The organism is Lysobacter enzymogenes (assembly GCF_900106525.1).
Taxonomy (GTDB): domain Bacteria; phylum Pseudomonadota; class Gammaproteobacteria; order Xanthomonadales; family Xanthomonadaceae; genus Lysobacter; species Lysobacter enzymogenes.
This window is the reverse complement of record NZ_FNOG01000006.1, coordinates 354235-372746: the sequence shown is the minus strand read 5'-3', so window position 1 is coordinate 372746 and position 18512 is coordinate 354235. Positions and strand designations below refer to the sequence as shown.

The 18512-nt window shown below is 69.4% G+C and carries 10 protein-coding genes and 2 pseudogenes; 6 read left to right on the top strand and 6 right to left on the bottom strand.

Going from position 1 to position 18512, the window contains the following annotated elements; translation table 11 throughout:
- Nucleotides 1–43: 43 nt before the first annotated feature.
- Complete coding sequence (locus tag BLU84_RS17050; RefSeq protein ID WP_074870033.1) at nucleotides 44–640, bottom strand: NADPH-dependent F420 reductase; 597 nt, start codon at nucleotides 638–640, stop codon at nucleotides 44–46.
- A 167-nt stretch (nucleotides 641–807) separates the two neighbouring features.
- Between BLU84_RS17050 and BLU84_RS17045 the strand changes: the two genes are divergently transcribed.
- A complete protein-coding gene (locus BLU84_RS17045) occupies nucleotides 808–1758 on the top strand; it encodes a LysR family transcriptional regulator (RefSeq protein WP_074870030.1) in 951 nt (316 codons plus the stop codon).
- A gap of 3 nt (nucleotides 1759–1761) precedes the next feature.
- On the opposite strand, the gene BLU84_RS17040 is transcribed toward BLU84_RS17045, so the two are convergent.
- The 4 genes and pseudogenes from BLU84_RS17040 to BLU84_RS17030 form a co-directional block, all read right to left on the bottom strand.
- On the bottom strand, nucleotides 1762–2541 hold the full coding sequence (locus tag BLU84_RS17040; RefSeq protein WP_074870027.1) for an NAD kinase: 780 nt from the start codon (nucleotides 2539–2541) through the stop codon (nucleotides 1762–1764).
- A gap of 208 nt (nucleotides 2542–2749) precedes the next feature.
- Nucleotides 2750–2860, bottom strand: a pseudogene (locus BLU84_RS28765) (DUF6053 domain-containing protein); the annotation flags it as partial.
- Between the two features lie 125 nt (nucleotides 2861–2985).
- Nucleotides 2986–8064 carry an NAD-glutamate dehydrogenase gene (locus tag BLU84_RS17035; protein ID WP_074870023.1) on the bottom strand — a complete coding sequence of 1693 codons (5079 nt, stop codon included), beginning with the start codon at nucleotides 8062–8064 and terminating at the stop codon, nucleotides 2986–2988.
- Nucleotides 8065–8330: 266 nt separating this feature from the next.
- Nucleotides 8331–9536 carry an acyl-CoA dehydrogenase family protein gene (locus BLU84_RS17030; RefSeq protein WP_324610487.1) on the bottom strand — a complete coding sequence of 402 codons (1206 nt, stop codon included), beginning with the start codon at nucleotides 9534–9536 and terminating at the stop codon, nucleotides 8331–8333.
- Nucleotides 9537–9910: 374 nt separating this feature from the next.
- Between BLU84_RS17030 and BLU84_RS17025 the strand changes: the two are divergent.
- The 5 genes and pseudogenes from BLU84_RS17025 to BLU84_RS17005 all read left to right on the top strand — a co-directional run.
- A pseudogene (locus BLU84_RS17025) lies at nucleotides 9911–10837 on the top strand (ArsR/SmtB family transcription factor); the annotation flags it as partial.
- A 52-nt stretch (nucleotides 10838–10889) separates the two neighbouring features.
- Entirely contained in the window at nucleotides 10890–12008 is a 1119-nt protein-coding gene (locus tag BLU84_RS17020; protein ID WP_074870014.1) for a homocysteine S-methyltransferase family protein, read from the top strand.
- 150 nt (nucleotides 12009–12158) lie between these two features.
- A complete protein-coding gene (metH, locus tag BLU84_RS17015) occupies nucleotides 12159–14918 on the top strand; it encodes a methionine synthase (protein WP_074870011.1) in 2760 nt (919 codons plus the stop codon).
- A gap of 58 nt (nucleotides 14919–14976) precedes the next feature.
- Nucleotides 14977–15699, top strand: coding sequence for a hypothetical protein (locus BLU84_RS17010; protein WP_074870006.1), 723 nt, complete (start codon nucleotides 14977–14979; stop codon nucleotides 15697–15699).
- A gap of 198 nt (nucleotides 15700–15897) precedes the next feature.
- The gene (locus BLU84_RS17005; protein WP_074870001.1) at nucleotides 15898–17385 is read left to right on the top strand and encodes an XVIPCD domain-containing protein; all 1488 of its coding nucleotides are present in this window, start codon (nucleotides 15898–15900) and stop codon (nucleotides 17383–17385) included.
- A 197-nt stretch (nucleotides 17386–17582) separates the two neighbouring features.
- On the opposite strand, the gene BLU84_RS17000 is transcribed toward BLU84_RS17005, so the two are convergent.
- Nucleotides 17583–18413, bottom strand: coding sequence for a right-handed parallel beta-helix repeat-containing protein (locus BLU84_RS17000; protein ID WP_074869997.1), 831 nt, complete (start codon nucleotides 18411–18413; stop codon nucleotides 17583–17585).
- Between the last annotated feature and the right edge of the window lie 99 nt (nucleotides 18414–18512).

The window sequence follows — 18512 nt, the reverse complement described above, 5'->3', positions numbered from 1 at the left end:
ATGCCGCCCATCGCGGCGGCACCGACCCAAAGCCCGCCGCACCTCACCCGACCTTGACCAACCGATGCAGCGCCAGCGGCCCGCCCGGGAACTGGTGCAGCCGCCCGCCCTCGGCCAGCCCGCCCAGGTCGACCGGGAAATGCCCGGTCCGCTCCAGCAGCGCGGCCACCTCGGCCTTGGCGCCGGCATCGTCGCCGGACAGGAACAGCACCCGTTGGCCGCCATCAGCCTGCGGGTCGCTGGCCAGCACCGCCGCGAGCAAGTGATTGAGCGCCTTGACCACGCGCGCGCCCGGCACCTGTTCGGCGAAGGCTTCGCTGGAGGTCTTGCCGCCCAGGTCGAAGGGCTTGAACTCCGGTGCCTCGATCGCGTTGTTGGCATCGACCACGATGCGGCCGCGCAGATCCAGGCCTTGCAGCGCCGCCGGCAGCTTGGACCAGTTGACCGCGACGAAGATCAGGTCGGCCTGAGCGGCCTGCTCGACCGTGCCGGCGCGGATCGACGGCCCCAGTTCGGCGACCGTGGCGGCCAGCGAGTCCGGGCCGCGGCGGTTGGACAAGGTCGCCTCGATGCCGTGACGGGCCAGGGTGCGGGCGATGGCGGTGCCGATATGGCCCGCGCCGATGATGCCGATGTTCATGAGGTTTCTCCTTCAACTTATTGATCGTAATTGTTTCGGTGTCGGAAACCTCAGGTGGTTTCGAGGTTGCAGCGGCGCCTTGGACGTCACTATGGACCTCCGATTCTGTCCGGATAAGCCGGTAATGCTTAGAATGAATTTCAAGCAGAACTTGAAGGCCGGCGCCCGTGGAATCCCTCGCCAATCTCGAATCCTTCGTTCGCAGCGCCGAGCTCGGCGGCTTTTCCGCGGCGGCGCGCCAGCTCGGGCTCAGCCCCGCCGCGGTCAGCCGCAACGTCGCGGTGCTGGAGCGCAATCTCGGCCTACGCCTGTTCCAGCGCAGCACCCGCAAGCTCGCCCTGACCGAGGCCGGCGAGCGCTTCCTCGATTCGGTGCGCAGCCATGTCGACGCGCTGGGCGCCGCGCTCGGCGCCGCCGCGCTCGACCGCGCCGAGCCGGCGGGCACGCTCAAGCTCAGCCTCTCGCCCGGTTTCGGCATCGATTACGTGCTGCCGCTGATGCCCGAGTTCCTGCGCCGCTACCCGCGCCTGCGCCTGGACTGGCGCTTCGAGAACCGCCCGGTCGAACTGATCGCCGAAGGTTTCGACGCGGCCATTGGCGGCGGCATCGAGCTCGCCGCGGGACTGGTCGCGCGGCCGCTGGCGCCGCTGCACGTGATCGCGGTGGCCGCGCCGGGCTACCTGGACGAGTGCGCCGCGCAAGGCCGCGCCCTGCCCGTCCACCCGGACGATCTGGCCGGGCACGACGGCATCGTGATGCGCTCGCACCGCCACGGCCGGATCAACCACTGGACCTTGCGCGACGGCGCCGGCCGCGAGGCGCTGGCGATGCCGCGCGAGCGCGCGGCCTTCGACGACCCCGAGGCGATGGCGCGCGCCGCCGCGCTCGGCCTGGGCGTGACCCTGGTCGCGGTGCAGCACGCGCTGCCGTATCTGCACGAGGGCCGGCTGCGGCGGCTGTTGCCGGACTGGTACGCCGACCTCGGCGCGATCAACCTGTATTACGCCGGCCGCAGCCTGCTGCCGGCCAAGACCCGCGCGTTCGTGGATTTCCTCGGCGCGGCCTGCGGACGCGCCGGCCTGGCGCAACGCCTGTCCGGACGCCCCGCGCCGGCGTGAGCCTCAGCCGCTGGTGAACTGCTCGATCAGCATCCGCTCTTCCAGGTTGTGCTCCGGATCGAACAGCAAGGTGACGGTGCGGTCGCGCGATTCGCGGATGGTGACCTCGACCACGTCGCGCACTTCGTGCGAATCGGCGGTGGCGCTGACCGGACGCTTGTACGGGTCGAGCACGCGGAAGCGCACTTCGGTGTCGGCCTTGAGCAGCGCGCCGCGCCAGCGGCGCGGGCGGAACGCGGCGATCGGGGTCAGCGCGATCACCGCCGAGCCCAGCGGCAGGATCGGGCCGTGGGCGGAGAAGTTGTAGGCGGTGCTGCCGGCCGGGGTCGCGACCAGCACGCCGTCGCAGATCAGCTCGTCCAGGCGGGTCTGGCCGTTGAGGTCGATGCGCAGGTGCGCGGCCTGGCGGGTCTGGCGCAGCAGCGAGACCTCGTTGTAGGCCAGCGAGCCGAAGCTGGCGCCGGATTCGGTCTGGGCCATCATTTCCAGCGGGCGCAGCACCGCCGGTTCGGCCTGGGCCAGGCGCTCGAACAGATCGCCGGCGCCGCCGGCGTGCTGGTTCATCAGAAAACCGACCGTGCCCAGCTTCATCCCGTACACGGGTTTGCCGAGCGCGCCGTGGCGGTGCAGGGTCTGCAGCATGAAACCGTCGCCGCCGAGCGCGACCAGGACATCGGCGTCGGCCGGCTCGCACTGGCCGTGACGTCCGCTGAGTTCGACCAGCGCGCGCTGCGCTTCGTCGGTGTGACTGGCGAGAAAGGCGATGCGGGGCGTCGCGGTCATCGGCGGCTCCGGGAGGACGGCGCCAGCATAACCCGGCCGGTGCGGGGGATTGGTGTCGCGGCGGCGCAATGCGGTGTGGCGCGGGGCCGGCGGCTTTGCGACGCAGTCGCGGTTTTGCGATCACGGCGATGTTGCGATGGCTTGCCTGCAGAAGCGGCGCGAGCCGCGACCGCGCCAACGCAACGATTGCGCAAATTCGGCGACCTCTTGTGGGAGGGCCTTCAGGCCCGACGCATTTGTGTCGGATCGCTGCGACCTGAAACAAGAGCATCGGGCCTGAAGGCCCTCCCACAAGAGCCCCTACAAGAGGCTCTCCCATAAGAGGCCTCCTGCCACAGGCCGCGGGCAAGCACGCGCCGCCACAAAAAAAGCCCTTCGCCCGCGAGGGCGAAGGGCTCGTTCGGATACCGCGGAGCCGGCGCGCGCCGGCCCCGCGTATCGCCGTCAACCGCGCGCGGCCAACTGCGACAGACGCTGCACCGCGACCGAGGCGGTCGGGTAGTCCAGGGTCTTCTGCGCCGCCAGTTCGGTCAGCATCGCCAGGGTGAAGCGCAACGACTGGTCGTCGCGGCTCAGCCACTGCTTGACCTTGGCCTCGGCGTTGGCGCCGGCCATCTTCAGCACCTGGCCGACCAGGATGCGCTGCTGGGTCGCCAGTTCCTCGCGCAGCACGCCGCGCGCGACCGCGTGCCAGCGGCCGTCCACGGCCAGCGCGTCGATCTGCTCCTGCAGCCACGGCAGGCGCAGCGCTTCGCCGAGGCGGAAGTGGACCTTGGCCACGTCGACCGGCTTGAGCTTGCGCTCGCGCGCCAGTTCGATGATGTCGCAGCTCGGCTCCAGGTACGGCAGCGCCGCGAGCTGCGCGGCCAGCGCTTCGGGCACGCCCTTGGCCTTCCAGTCGGCGTAGGCGGCGTCCAGGGTCGGGCGTTCGCCGTCGCCGAGGATGCCGTGGCCGGCGCGGATGTTCTTGAAGCCGTCGTGGTAGCGCTCCACCGCCGTGGTGATGTCGGGGATCGCGCCGGGACGCGACAGCAGCCAGCGGGTGAAGGAACGCTGCAGGTTCCAGATCACCTGCAGGGCGTCGATCTGGGTCGACTCGGCGACCTTGCCGTCGAGCGCGTCGATCTGCGTCCACAGGTCGCGCGCGTCGAGGGTTTCGCGGGTGATGGTGAAGGCCTTGGCGACCTCGCCCGGAGTGCGGCCGCTGTCTTCCTGCATGCGCAGCAGGAAGGTCGCGCCCATCCGGTTGATGGTCGAGTTGGTCACCGCGGTGGCGATGATCTCGCGCTTCAGGCGGTGGTTCTCCATCGCCTTGGCGTACTTGGCCTGCAGCGGCTTGGGGAAGTAGCGGACCAGTTCCTTGGACAGGTACGGGTCTTCCGGCACGTCCGAATCCAGCAGCTGCTGGAACGCGACCAGCTTGGAGTACGACAGCAGCACCGACAGTTCCGGACGGGTCAGGCCCTGGCCACGGGCCTTGCGCTCGGCGATCTCGGCGTCCGACGGCAGGAACTCGATCTGGCGATCGAGCAGGCCCTGCGATTCCAGAGTGCGGATGAAGTGCAGCTTGCTGCCCAGGCGGGACAGGCTCATGCGCTCCATCAGGCTGATCGCCTGGTTCTGGCGGTAGTTGTCGTTGAGCACCAGCTCGGCGACTTCGTCGGTCATCGACGCCAGCAGCTTGTTGCGCTCCGGCAGGGTCAGCTTCTTCGCCTGCACCTGGCCATTGAGCAGGATCTTGATGTTCACCTCGTGGTCGGAGGTGTCCACGCCGGCGGAGTTGTCGATGAAGTCGGTGTTGAGCAGCACGCCGTGCTGGGCGGCCTCGATGCGGCCGAGCTGGGTCAGGCCCAGGTTGCCGCCCTCGCCCACCATCTTGCAGCGCAGGTCCGCGCCGTTGACGCGCAGGGCGTTGTTGGCGCGGTCGCCGACGTCGCTGTTGGATTCGCCGCGCGACTTGACGTAGGTGCCGATGCCGCCGTTCCACAGCAGGTCGACCGGCGCCTTGAGGATCGCGCTCATCAGTTCGGCCGGGCTCAGCGCGGTGGCGTTGCCTTCGATGCCGAGCGCGGCCTTGGCCTCGGCCGACAGCGGGATCGACTTGGCCGAGCGCGGGTACACGCCGCCGCCCTTGCTGATGAGCTTCTTGTCGTAGTCTTCCCAGCTCGAACGCGGCAGCTTGAACATGCGGTCGCGCTCCTTGAACGAGCGCGCCGCATCCGGGTTCGGGTCGATGAAGATGTGGCGGTGGTCGAACGCGGCGACCAGGCGGATGTGCTCGCTCAGCAGCATGCCGTTGCCGAACACGTCGCCGGACATGTCGCCGATGCCGACCGTGGTGAAGTCCTGGGTCTGGCTGTCGCGGCCGAGCGCGCGGAAGTGGCGCTTGACCGATTCCCACGCGCCCTTGGCGGTGATGCCCATGCCCTTGTGGTCGTAACCGACCGAACCGCCCGAGGCGAAGGCGTCGTCGAGCCAGAACTTGTGCTCGGCGGCGATGCCGTTGGCGATGTCGGAGAAGGTCGCGGTGCCCTTGTCGGCGGCCACCACCAGGTACGGGTCGTCGTTGTCGTGGCGCACGACATCGGCCGGCGGCACGATCTTGCCGTCGACGATGTTGTCGGTGATGTCGAGCAGGCCGTTGATGAACATCTTGTAGCAGGCGATGCCCTCGGCCAGCACCGCGTCGCGGTCGCCGCCCAGCGGCGGGCGCTTGGCGAAGAAGCCGCCCTTGGAGCCGACCGGCACGATCACCGTGTTCTTGACCATCTGCGCCTTGACCAGGCCCAGCACTTCGGTGCGGAAGTCCTCGCGCCGGTCCGACCAGCGCAGGCCGCCGCGCGCGACCGGGCCGAAGCGCAGGTGCACGCCTTCCACGCGCGGGCCGTAGACGAAGATTTCGCGGTAGGGCTTGGGCTTGGGCAGGTCCGGCACCTGGGCCGAATCGAACTTGTAGCTGACGTAGCCGCGGTCGGAACCATCCACCGCGCGCTGGTAGTAGCTGGTGCGCAACGTCGCCTGGATCACGCCGATGAAGCTGCGCAGGATGCGGTCTTCGTCGAGGCTGGAGACGCGGTCGAGCAGCGACTTGAGCGCGGTCACCGCGGCCTCGGCCTGGGCCTCGCGCTTGCCGGCGCGGGCGGCGATCACCGGCTCCAGCGCGGCGCGCACGGCGTCGTCGCCGTCGTGCAGGGCTTCGAACTGGACCTTGAGGCGGTCCTGGCCGGCCTTGATCTCGGCCTTGCTCTCGCTGCCGGTGCTCGGGTCGAAGCGCGCTTCGAACAGTTCCACCAACAGGCGCGCCAGCAGCGGATAGCGGGCGAAGGTTTCCTCGACGTAGCTCTGCGAGAACGGCACGCCGACCTGCAGCAGGTACTTGCAGTAGGCGCGCAGCATCGCGACCTGGCGCCAGGACAGGCTGGCGGCCAGGATCAGGCGGTTGAAGCCGTCGTTCTCGGCGTTGCCGCGCCAGATCTGGGCGAAGGCTTCCTCGAAGTTCTCGTCCAGGCGGTCGACGTCGATGTCGTTGTTCGAGGTTTCGACCTCGAAGTCCTGGATGTAGACCGGCTGGCCGTCGACGGTCAGGCGGTAGGGGTGCTCGGAGATCACCCGCAGGCCCATGTTCTCCATCATCGGCAGCGCGTCCGACAGCGGGATGTCGTCGAGCTGGCGGTAGAACTTGAAGCGCAGGCCGCCCTCGCCCGGACGGGTCCGGCACAGGCTCAGGCGCAGGTCTTCCGGGCCGCTCAGCGCGGCCAGGTGGGCGATGTCCTGCGCGGCGACCGGGGCGGAGACTTCTTCGATGTAGCCGATCGGCAGCACCCGGCCGTAGCGGTTGGCCAACTGCAGGCCCTGCTGCTCGCCGTTGTTGCGCACCAGCGCTTCGCGCAGGTCGTCCTGGCGGTTGCGCACGATCTCGGCCAGCTCGGACTCGATCGCGGCGTTGTCGACCTGCACCGCCTCGCCCGAGGTCGGCCGCACGATCAGGTGCAGCTGGGCCAGCGGCGATTCGCCGATGTGCACGGTGGTGTCGACGTGCTCGCCGTGCAGCTTGTCCTTGAGCATCGCCTCCACGCGCAGGCGCACGTCGGTGTTGAAGCGCTCGCGCGGGATGTAGACCAGCACCGAGAAATAGCGGCCGTAGCGGTCGCGGCGCAGGAACAGCTTGCTGCGCACGCGCTCCTGCAGGCCGAGGATGCCCGAGGTGGTCTTGAGCAGTTCTTCCTCGCCGGACTGGAACAGCTCGTCACGCGGCAGGGTTTCCAGCACGTGGCGCAGGGCCTTGCCGCTGTGGCTGTCGGCGGCCAGGCCGGACTGCTGCATCACGTAGTTATGGCGCTGGCGCACCAGCGGGATGTCCCACGGGCGGCGGTTGTAGGCGCTGGAGGTGTACAGGCCGAGGAAGCGCTTCTCCGCGGTCGGACGGCCCTGGGCGTCGAAGCTGAGCACGCCGATGTAGTCCATGTAGCCCGGACGGTGCACGGTCGAGCGCGCATTGGTCTTGGTCAGGATCAGCGCATCGACCGAGCCGGACTGCGGCATGTAGTGCGCCGCCAGCGAGGTCAGCGGACGCGGCGAGCCCGAGGGCTTGCCGCTGAGCAGGCCCAGGCCGCTGTCCTTGATCGCGCGCAGCACGCCTTCGCCGCCGTGCTGCACCACCTCGTACTCGCGGTAGCCCAGGAAGGTGAAGTGGTTGTCGGCGGCCCAGTGCAGGAACGCCTGCGCCTCGCGCTTGCCCTGCTCGTCGATCGGCATCGACTGCGCCGGCAGTTCGTCGGCGACCTGGTTCATCTTGTCGCGCATCTGCGGCCAGTCGCGCACGATCGCGCGCACGTCGGCCAGCACGGTGTCCAGCGCCTGCTTGATCTGCGCCATCGCTTCCGGCGTCTGCCGGTCCAGCTCCAGGTGCATCAGCGATTCGGCCTGGCCCGCGCCCACCGCGACCAGCTTGCCGGCCTTGTCGCGCTGGAACGCGACCACCGGGTGGCCGAGCACGTGCACGCCGACGCCGAGGTCGGCCAGGGCCATGGTCACCGAGTCGACCAGGAACGGCATGTCGTCGTTGGCGATCTGCAGCACGGTGTGCGGCGATTCCCAACCGTGGCTCTTGAGCTGCGGGTTGAACAGGCGCACCAGCGCGTTGCCGGGCTTGCGGTCGCGGGCGAAGTCGAGGAAGTCGGCGGCCAGCGCGGCCCAGCCGTCGGCCGCGTGCTGCGGCATCTCGTCGCCGCTCATGCGCTTGTAGAACGCCTGGGCGAACGCCTCGGCCTCGGCATGGCGCGCCTTGGGCACGCGCTTGCGCATGGCCTCCAGGACCGGGCGCAGGTCGACCGCCTGCGCGTCCACCGGCGGCGCCGACTGCGGCGCGCGCCCGGCGGGCTTGGCGGCCGGCTTTGCAGCCGGCTTGGCGGCGGACTTGGCGACCGGGGCGGTCGCCTTGGCTTGCTTGGCCGGGGCCGCCTTGGCGGCCTTGGCGGCCGGTTTGGCGGGTTCGGACTTGGAAGCTTTGGGTTTGCTGCTCATGGGAACGTTTGAGGTCCGGATGGAATGAGGCCCACGCTCGCGCGCGGGCCAAGAGAAAGGTTATTGGGGCCGGTACGGCGGAATTCGCACGGCGGCAAGGGCGTCGGCGCCATAGTCGAGCGCGCCGGCGGCGCGGCCGCGCGCAGCGATGCGCGGGCCGGCGCCGTGGGCGCAGTCGAGGTGTCGTGCAGCGCGCAGGCCGTTGCCGCCGTCCTCAGGACAGGCGGTAGGCCGGGACGAGCCGAAGCGTTTCATGGCGTGGAAAGTCAGCGCAGGCCGGTTTCGTTGCGGGCGATGACCAGGCGCTGGATCTCGCTGGTGCCTTCGTAGATTTCGGTGATCTTGGCGTCGCGGAAGTAGCGTTCCAGCGGCATTTCCTTGGAATAGCCCATGCCGCCGTGGATCTGCACGGCCTGGTGGGTGATCCACATCGCCGCTTCCGACGCGGTGAGCTTGGCGATCGCCGCCTCGTTGCTGAAACGGCCGCCGTTCTTCTCGGCCTGGCCTTTCTGCCAGGCCGCGCGCAAGGTCAGCAGCAGGGCCGCGTCGAGCTTGCACTTCATGTCGGCGATCTTGGCCTGGGTCATCTGGAAGGTGCCGATCGGCGCGCCGAAGGCCTTGCGTTCCTTGACGTAGTCCAAGGTGCGCTCGTAGGCGGCGCGGGCGATGCCGATGGCCTGGCTGGCGATGCCGATGCGGCCGGCGTCGAGCACGCCCATGGCGATCTTGAAGCCGTGGCCTTCCTCGCCGAGCACGTCGGCCGGCGCGGCCACGTAGTCCTCGAACTCGATCTCGCAGGTGGCCGAGGCGCGGATGCCGAGCTTGGGCTCGGTCTTGCCGCGGTGGAAGCCGGGTTTGGCGGTGTCGATCATGAACGCGGTGATGCCGCGCGCGCCCTTGTCCGGGTCGGTCATCGCGAACAGCACGATGTACTTGGCGACCGGGCCGGAGGTGATCCAGCTCTTCTTGCCGTTGATGACGAAGTTGCCGTCGGCCTGCTTGACCGCCTTGCAGCGCATCGCGGTGGCGTCGGAGCCCGACTGCGGCTCGGTCAGGGCGAAGGCGCCGATTTCGCGGCCCTCGGCGATCGCGCGCACGTAGAGCTGCTTTTGTTCTTCGGTGCCGAACTTGAGGATGCCGTTGCAGAACAGCGAATTGTTGACCGAGACGATGGTGGAGTGCGCGGCGTCGCCGGCGGCGATCTCGACCATGGCCAGCACGTAGGCCACCGGGTCCATGCCGGCGCCGCCGTACTCGGCCGGCACCTCGATGCCCATCAGCCCGTTCTCGCCGAGGGTGCGGATGTTGGCCAGCGGGAACTCGCCGGTCTGGTCATGGTGCTCGGCGCTGGGAGCAATCTTCTCCTGGGCGATACGGCGCGCCACGTCCTGGATCATCAACTGCTCTTCGGTAAAGCCAAAATCCACGTCGCACCTCTGCTGGGTTGAGCGCTGCGGCCGTTCCCCCTTTATCGGCGCGCTCTTTGGCGCGTCCGCATCCCGGAACGACCGGCGCGTTGGTTCTGCGTCCTGGTCTGCGGTCCATACATCGGGCCGCGAATGCGAATTGTAGCCGCGCGCGCCGCAGAACCCCACCCATGCGACTGGCCCGATCTGGCGTCATCCCTGCCCGCGGCACCGCGCTTCAGTCGCCATTGCGGCTTGCTGCAGCGCCGCACGACTTGACCTGAGCGCACGTCGGGCACACACTTATCTCTATATCGCGATACGTTGATGAAAGCCCTCGGCCGGCGGAAACCGTTTACCCCGACCCGCCGGCCGAACGTCCGCTTGCGCAGCGCCATCGCCCATCCCATTCCCTCATTCCTCGGTCCCATTCTCGCCCCATGGATCTCGAAGGCTGGTCTTCCCGACTCAAAGTATTCGCCGACGCCACCCGCGTGCGGCTGCTCGCCCTGCTCGAAGGCGAGGAGCTGACCGTGGCCGAGCTGTCGGCGATCACCCGCCTGGCCCAGCCGCGCGTGTCCACCCACCTGTCCAAGCTCAAGGAAGCCGGGCTGGTGCGCGACCGCCGCGCCGGCGTGTCGGCCTATTACCGTTTCGACGACGGCGCGCTCGACCAGGCCCAGCGCGCGCTGTGGCAGACCCTGAGCACCGGCAGCGACGACCCGCTGCTGCGCCAGGACGCCGAGCGGGTCGCCGCGGTGCTGGCGATGCGCGCCTCCGACCAGAACTGGGCCGACTCGGTCGCCGGCGACATGGAACGCCACTACTCGCCCGGCCGCACCTGGGAAGCGCTGGCGCGTTCGGCGCTGCCGTTGCTGCAGCCCGGCGACGTGCTCGACATCGCGTCGGGCGACGGCGTGCTGGCCGAACTGCTGGCGCCGCACTCGCACCGCTACATCTGCCTGGACGCCAGCACCAAGGTGGTCGCCGCCGCGTCCGAGCGCCTGCGCAAGCTGCGCAATGTCGAGGTGCGCGAGGGCGACATGCACGCGCTGCCGTTCCCGGCCGAGACCTTCGACCTGGTGGTGCTGATGCACGCGCTGACCTACGCCGAACAGCCGGCCCAGGCCGTGGCCGAGGCCGCGCGCGTGCTGCGCCCCGGCGGCCGCCTGCTGCTGACCAGCCTGGCCCGGCACGAGCACCGCGGCGCGGTCGAGGCCTTCGGCCACGTCAACCTCGGCTTCAGCGAAAAAGACCTGCAGAAGTTCGCGGCCAAGGCCGGCTTCGACATCGTCAGCTGCGAGACCGTGACCCGCGAGCGCCGCCCGCCGCATTTCGAAGTGATCGCGCTGATGGCGCGCAAGCCGCAGCCCGAGCCGGCCGCGGCGCGCAAGCCGGCCAAGAAGTGAGGAACCGCCGATGAAGCCCCTGCCCTGGCTCCACCCCGAACGCGCACAGGCGCTGCTGCGCGGCCTGTCCGAGCGCATCCTGATCATCGACGGCGCGATGGGCACGATGATCCAGCAGCATTCGCTGACCGAGGCCGACTACCGCGGCGAGCGCTTCGCCGAAGGCTTCGACCGGCTGTACTCGCCGCCGGCGCGCGAGCACGACGGCGAGCACGTGCACGGCGAAAGCTGCGGCTGCTCGCGCGACCAGCGCGGCAACAACGACCTGCTGACCCTGACCCGGCCCGAGATCATCGCCGGCATCCACCGCGAGTACCTGCAGGCCGGCGCCGACCTGGTCGAGACCAACACCTTCAACTCGACCACGATCTCGCTGGAGGACTACGGCCTGGAGCATCTGGCGCGCGAGCTCAATTTCGAAGGCGCCAAACTCGCCCGCGGCGTGTGCGACGAAATCGAAGCGCTGGACCCGACGCGCCCGCGCTACGTCATCGGCGTGCTCGGCCCGACCAGCCGCACCGCCTCGCTGAGCCCGGACGTCAACCGCCCCGGCTACCGCGCGATCAGCTTCGACCAGTTGCGCGCGGCCTACCGCGAGGCCGCCGACGGCCTGATCGACGGCGGCGCGGACGTGCTGATGGTGGAAACCATCTTCGACACCCTCAACGCCAAGGCGGCGCTGTTCGCGGTCGAGGAAGCCTTCGACGCGCGCGGCGCGCGGCTGCCGGTGATGATCTCCGGCACCATCACCGACGCCTCCGGCCGCACCCTCTCGGGCCAGACCGCCGAAGCGTTCTGGTATTCGGTGCGGCACGTGCAGCCGACCGCGATCGGCCTGAACTGCGCGCTCGGCGCCAAGGACCTGCGCGTGCACGTCGACGTGCTGGCGCAGATCGCCGACTCGCACGTCAGCACCCACCCCAACGCCGGCCTGCCCAACGCCTTCGGCGGCTACGACGAAACGCCCGAGGACATGGCCGCGGTGCTCGGCGAATTCGCCCGCGCGGGCCTGCTCAACCTGGTCGGCGGCTGCTGCGGCACCTCGCCGGCGCACATCGCGGCGATCGCTGCGGCGGTGCAAGGCGTGCCGCCGCGACAACCGCTGCAGTTGATCGACGCGGCGGCGTAAGCCCTGGCTGAGCGCACGCCGCGTCACTCCCTACCGTCATTCCCGCGAAGGCGGGAATCCAGAGACTTCCAAGTCGTGTCGCGATAAAGCCCTGGGTCCCCGCCTTCGCGGGGACGACGAGCAAAAGCGACTGCCCAATCGAACCTGCGTATGACCTCAGCCCTCCTCCGCCAGACCCGCCTCAGCGGCCTCGAACCGCTGCAGATCACCCCGGAAAGCAACTTCGTCAACGTCGGCGAACGCACCAACGTCACCGGCAGCGCGCAGTTCAAGAAGCTGATCCTGGAAGGCCGCCTCGACGAGGCGGTGGTGGTCGCGCGCCAGCAGGTCGAGAACGGCGCCCAGGTCATCGACGTCAACATGGACGAGGGCCTGCTCGACTCGCAGCAGGCGATGGTCGAGTTCCTCAACCTGATCGCGGCCGAGCCGGACATCGCCCGGGTCCCGGTGATGGTCGACAGCTCCAAGTGGAACGTGATCGAGGCCGGGCTCAAGTGCCTGCAGGGCAAGGGCATCGTCAACTCGATCTCGATGAAGGAAGGCGAGGACGAGTTCCTGCGCCAGGCGCGACTGGTGCGCCGCTACGGCGCGGCGGTGGTGGTGATGGCCTTCGACGAGGTCGGCCAGGCCGACACCATCGAGCGCAAGGTCGAGATCTGCTCGCGCGCCTACAAGCTGCTGACCGAGCAAGTCGGCTTCCCGCCCGAAGACATCATCTTCGACCCCAACGTGTTCGCGGTCGCCACCGGCATCGAGGAGCACAACGACTACGCGGTGGCCTTCATCGAGGCCACCCGCGAGATCAAGCGGCGCTTCCCGTACAGCCACATCTCCGGCGGCGTGTCGAACGTGTCGTTCTCGTTCCGCGGCAACGAGCCGGTGCGCCAGGCGATCCACGTGGTGTTCCTCTACCACGCGATCAAGGCCGGCATGGACATGGGCATCGTCAACGCCGGCGCGCTGCCGCTGTACGACGATCTGGAAACCGACCTGCGCGAGCGGGTCGAGGACGTCGTGCTGAACCGCCGCAGCGACGCCACCGAGCGCCTGCTGGAAATCGCCGACCGCTTCAAGGGCAAGAAGGGCGAGAAGAAGGTCGAAGACCTGCGCTGGCGCGACAAGCCGGTGCGCGAGCGGCTCAGCCACGCCCTGGTCCACGGCATCGACCAATGGATCGAGGAAGACACCGAGGTCGCGCGCGCGCAGTCCACGCGTCCGCTGGATGTGATCGAAGGCCCGCTGATGTCGGGCATGAACGTGGTCGGCGACCTGTTCGGCGCCGGCAAGATGTTCCTGCCGCAGGTGGTCAAGTCGGCGCGGGTGATGAAAAAGGCCGTCGCCTACCTGCTGCCGTACATCGAAGCCGAGAAGCTGCGCACCGGCGATGTCGGCAAATCCAACGGCAAGATCGTCATGGCCACGGTCAAGGGCGACGTGCACGACATCGGCAAGAACATCGTCGGCGTGGTGTTGGCCTGCAACAACTTCGACGTGGTCGACCTGGGCGTGATGGTGCCGGCGCAGACCATCCTGGACCGGGCGCGCGCCGAGAACGCCGACCTGATCGGCCTGTCCGGGCTGATCACGCCTTCGCTGGAAGAGATGAGCCACGTCGCCCGCGAAATGCAGCGCCAGGGCTTCACCATGCCGCTGCTGATCGGCGGGGCGACCACCTCGCGCGCGCACACCGCGCTGAAGATCGATCCGCACTACGACGCGCCGACGATCTGGGTCAAGGACGCCTCGCGCGCGGTCGGCGTGGCCCAGTCGCTGATCTCGATCGAGCTGCGCGAGCCGTTCGTCGCCGCCAACGCCTCCGACTACGCCGAGATCCGCCAGCGCCATCGCCAGCGCGGCGACGGCAAGCGGTTGGTGTCGCTGGAAAAGGCGCGCGGCCAGCGCTACGCCGGCCACTGGGACGAGTACGTTCCGCCGACGCCGAAAACCCCGGGCGTGTACGCGTTCGACGATTACCCGCTGGACGAGTTGGTCGAGTACATCGACTGGACGCCGTTCTTCAACACCTGGGAACTGGCCGGGCGCTATCCGGCGATCCTCACCGACGAGATCGTCGGCAAGCAGGCCACCGAGCTGTACCGCGACGCGCGCGCGATGCTGAAAAAGATCGTCGCGCAGAAGTGGATCGGCGCCAAGGCGGTGTTCGGCCTGTGGCCGGCGAACGCGGTCGGCGACGATGTCGACGTCGACCCGAGCATCGCGCTCGACGCCGTCGTGCTGCCCGACAACGGTCTGGTGCAGCCGCAGCGCGTCGCCGGCGGCCTGCGCGAGACGACCCGCCTGCACTTCCTGCGCCAGCAGGTCGACAAGCCCGCCGACCGCCCCGACTTCTGCCTGGCCGACTTCATCGCGCCCAAGGACAGCGGCCGCCAGGACTGGATCGGCGCGTTCGCGGTCACCGCGGGCCTGGGCATCGAGCCGCACGTGGCGCGCTTCGAGGCCGATCACGACGACTACAACGCGATCATGCTCAAGGCCCTGGCCGACCGCTTCGCCGAAGCGCTGGCCGAGCGCCTGCACCAGCGCGTGCGCAAGGAGTTCTGGGGCTACGCCGGCGACGAAACGCTCGACAACGACGCGCTGATCGACGAAGGCTACCGCGGCGTCCGCCCCGCGCCGGGCTACCCGGCCTGCCCCGAGCACAGCGAAAAGCGCACCTTGTTCGCCCTGCTCGACGCGCCGGCCCACTCCGGGCTGGAGCTGACCGAGAGCTTCGCCATGTACCCGGCCGCGGCGGTGTCGGGCTATTACTTCAGCCATCCCGACAGCCAGTACTTCGTGGTCGGGCGGGTGTCCAAGGAGCAGGTCGAGGACTACGCCCGGCGCAAGGGCGTCAGCCTGGTCCAGGCCGAGCGCTGGCTGGCGTCGAATCTGGATTACGATCCCGAGTGACGGGCCGCCCGCGCGGCCCGCGCCGCGCCCCCGCCCCACCCTTGCCGGAACTTCACGGATGAGCGAAATCCTGCTGCCCGAAGACCTCGCCGACGCCGAGTCGTCCGACCCGCGCGGCAACCAAGCCTTCCTGGAGAAGCACGCCGCGCCGGGCCGGATCGGCCTGTGCGGCGGGCGCGACTTCATCAACAAGCTGATCCGCAAGGCGCAGTCGCCGCTGACCGAAGACGGCCACCGCAGCCTGTGGTCGCACGCCTTCGTCTTCAGCGAACGGCGCGTGGACGGCCAGTGGTGGGTGATCGAGTCCGACCTGGACCTGCGCTACCGCCAGATCCGCCTGGGCGTGCAGGAGAACCGCGTCGCCCGCTACTACGACGCCGAAGCCTTCCCCAACATCGCCGTGCTCGATTTCGGCCTGAGCCCGGAACAGGTGCTGCAGGTGCAGAAGGCCGGCCTGGACCTGCTGGCCGGGCTGTCGAGCTATTCGATCAGCGAACTGCTCGGCACCATGATGGCCATGCACAGCCGCCGCCTGCGCAAGCGCGGCAACCTGCTGGCCAAGGACGGCGCGCTGTTCTGCTCGGCGCTGGTGCAGCACTGCTACCTCGCCGCCGGCGTCGAATTCCTGCCCGGCGTGCCCGGCAAGAACATCGCCCCGCACGACATCGACGAATCGCCGCTGCCGCACGCCACCCACCGCATCCTGCGCGACCTGGGCGTGTCGACGGTGCGCGAGATCGGGCATTCGCTGCGCGAGCGGCTGGCGTCTTCGCTGGACTGATCCACGACGCGCAGCCGCCGCACGGCGGTGCACGGAAACCGCGGTGCGTCACGCATCCATCCGCGCGCTGCTGCACGCCGCGCGAGTGCGGCTTAAAGTGGACAGTGATCGCAGTTGCAGTTGCAGCCGTCGCCGCGACGGCGACGCGCCGCCGCCCTTTCCCCTCCGCCTACTCCGCGCTTCGCGACAGGAGCTTGCATGCCTTTCCAGTTGTATCGCACCGACAACCGTCCGCCCGACACCATCGCCAACGACGGGTTTCAGGCGCGCGCGCCGATGAGTCCGGACACGGCGCGCGCGTTCGTCCAGCGCAGCCTGGTCGATCCCAATACCGATTTGAACCTGCCGACCGCCGCGCAAGGCGGGGTCATGGCCGGCTACTTGCGCACCCACTCGAATCTGGTCGGGCTCAGTTCGCTGTACCAGGAGATCCGCCGCGAGACCAGCGCCTCGACCCTGCACGTGTCGACCTCGCCGTCCGACGGCACCGGCGGCATCCGCAGCGCGCACCTGTATCAGATCGATATGCCGGCAGCGAGCCTGTATGCCTGGCAGGAGCGCGGCTCGGGCCTGAGCGCGAGGCCGACCGAGGTGTCCAGCTTCGCCCAGGCGCATCCGGCCAACAACGCGTTCGGCATCCCCGCGACCCGGCCGGTGCTGCTGACCGACACCAACGATTTGCGCACGGCGACGATGTTCGCCATCTCCAGCCCCAGCGGCGATGGCGAAGTCGCCTTCCTCACCGGCATTCCGTCGCAGTGGATCAACAACAGCCGCACCCTGCCGGGCGGCGCGTGGCAGGCGATGCCGCCGCAGGCGGCGCAGGGCCAGGGTGCGCCGGCCACGACCGCGCCGACGCCGATCGCACCGACGTCGATCGCTTCCTCGTCGACCGCGCCGGGCGCGTCGGCGCCGCTGCCGCCGGTGTCGGGATCGTCCTTCCCACCTGCATCCAGCTCGTCCACTGCGCCCTCGCCCGTCGTGCCGCCGCAGCAGGCCTCGCACCAGGCGTCGAGCAGCCACGCGCCCAACGTGCCGGGAACGTCCTCGGCCGCCTCGTCTTCGAGCCAGGAGGTCGAAGGGCGCCGCCCGCCGCCGGTGCCGCCGCGACCGCTGTCGATGCAGACCCATCCTTACCAGGACGCGGGTCACGCCAATCACAACCTGTACGAGCAGGCGCGCGACGGCCTGCAGCGGCTGAAGCCGCTGCTTCCGGCCAGCGAACGCACGTTGGCCGCGGCGGCCCTGGCCGATGCCGCACAAGCCGCGAAGCCACCGCTGCCGAGCATCGATCACGTCACCCAAGGGCGCGACGGCCGCCTGTTCGCCGTCAACGGCGGCTTGCACAGCCCGACCGCGCGCTTGGCTTACGCCGATCCGGCGCAGGTGCAGGCGCAGGCCCAAGTGGCCGCGGACCACACGGCCGGACGCGGTGCGCCGGCGCAGGGCGTTGCGAATCCCGCGGCGCCGCCGCAGGCGACACCGGGCCAAGTCGCGCCGCCGCAGCTCGCGCAGCCCCAAGCGCCGCTTCAGGCGCAGCAGCAGCCTGCGCAGCAACAACAGCAACAGCAACAACAAGCCCAGCCGCCCGCGCAGCAGGAAGGCCGGGTGCGCGCGCTGACGGCCATGTTCGAAACCCAGAATCAGGATCAGGGCCAGAACCAAAGCGGCCCGCGCCAGCGCTGATTCGCTCTCGCCGCCCGCCCGCGCTGCGGCGCGGGCGGCTGCACGGCCAGCCGGCGCTCGCCAAGACGCGCCGGCATGCTCGAATCCGCGCCGGCCACCACTGCGGTCGGCGCGGAAACTCGCTGCAATCCGCGCAAGACCGCCGCGGCCCAAGCCGCGACTGCAAGCGCGCACCGCCGGCGCACGCGCGGTTACGCTTACATCGGCGACTGCTGCTCGACGTTGTAGCGCGCCACCGCGCAATCGGCGAAACCCGAGCGCACCGTGTTGATGAACACGTTCTCCACGCAGGTCGCGTCGGTGGCGCCGCTGAGGCCTTCGAACACGGTCGGCTGACGCGACATGATCGTGTTGTGCACGATCCGCGCACGCGGCGAATTCTGCAGCCGCAGCAGGCGGTCGCCGCGGCTGAAGTCGAGGAACTGGTTGCCGGTCAGTTGGGCGTCGGGCGATTCGACCAGCTCCAGGCCGGTCGGGCCGCTGAACCCGGCCACCACGTTGTTGCTGATCGTGGCCCGCGGCAGGCCCTGCACGATCAGCGCCGCGCCCGGATTCGTCGTCCCGCCCTGGCCGTAGCCGATCACGCGGTTGCCGACGATGCGCACCGGCTCGATCTGCGGATCGATCGGCCCGCCCTGGAAATACTCGCCGCGCGCCACGATCGGGGTGAACTGCGCGCGCAGAACGGTGTTGTTGAGCAACTGCGCGCCGGAGCGGGCTTCCAGGAAGATGCCGACCGCGAAGCCCTCGATGCGGCAATTGCGCACCACGACCTTGTTGCCGCCGCGCACGCGAATGCCGGTCTCGCTGTTGCCGGGCTGCGCGCTGGCCAGGGTGCGGCTGCGGCAGTCCAGCTCGATGTCCGCGCCATCGATCTCGATCGGCAGGCTGCGATTGGCGCTGAGGCAATACTTGCCCGGCAGATGCACGCCGACCTGGGTCGGCGGCAGGATCGTGTCGCAGGCCAGGGCGTTGGCGCTGAGCAGCAGGCCGGCCAGGGCGAGGCCGGTGTTGGCTAGATGGCGCATGGAGTTCTCTTCCTTGTGATGGATTCGCATGGCGCCGGCGTGCGGCCGTGGGCCGCCGCGCCGGCGCGGGTCCAATGTGACGGCCGCGCGTGGGCGCGG

Bases quoted from the DNA above. Each gene is read 5' to 3' on its own strand.
- BLU84_RS17005 (WP_074870001.1), top strand. From the start codon at position 15,898: ATGCCTTTCCAGTTGTATCGCACCGACAACCGTCCGCCCGACACCATC.
- BLU84_RS17020 (WP_074870014.1), top strand. From the start codon at position 10,890: ATGAAGCCCCTGCCCTGGCTCCACCCCGAACGCGCACAGGCGCTGCTG.
- metH (WP_074870011.1), top strand. From the start codon at position 12,159: ATGACCTCAGCCCTCCTCCGCCAGACCCGCCTCAGCGGCCTCGAACCG.
- BLU84_RS17040 (WP_074870027.1), bottom strand. From the start codon at position 2,541: ATGACCGCGACGCCCCGCATCGCCTTTCTCGCCAGTCACACCGACGAA.
- BLU84_RS17010 (WP_074870006.1), top strand. From the start codon at position 14,977: ATGAGCGAAATCCTGCTGCCCGAAGACCTCGCCGACGCCGAGTCGTCC.
- BLU84_RS17035 (WP_074870023.1), bottom strand. From the start codon at position 8,064: ATGAGCAGCAAACCCAAAGCTTCCAAGTCCGAACCCGCCAAACCGGCC.
- BLU84_RS17050 (WP_074870033.1), bottom strand. From the start codon at position 640: ATGAACATCGGCATCATCGGCGCGGGCCATATCGGCACCGCCATCGCC.
- BLU84_RS17000 (WP_074869997.1), bottom strand. From the start codon at position 18,413: ATGCGCCATCTAGCCAACACCGGCCTCGCCCTGGCCGGCCTGCTGCTC.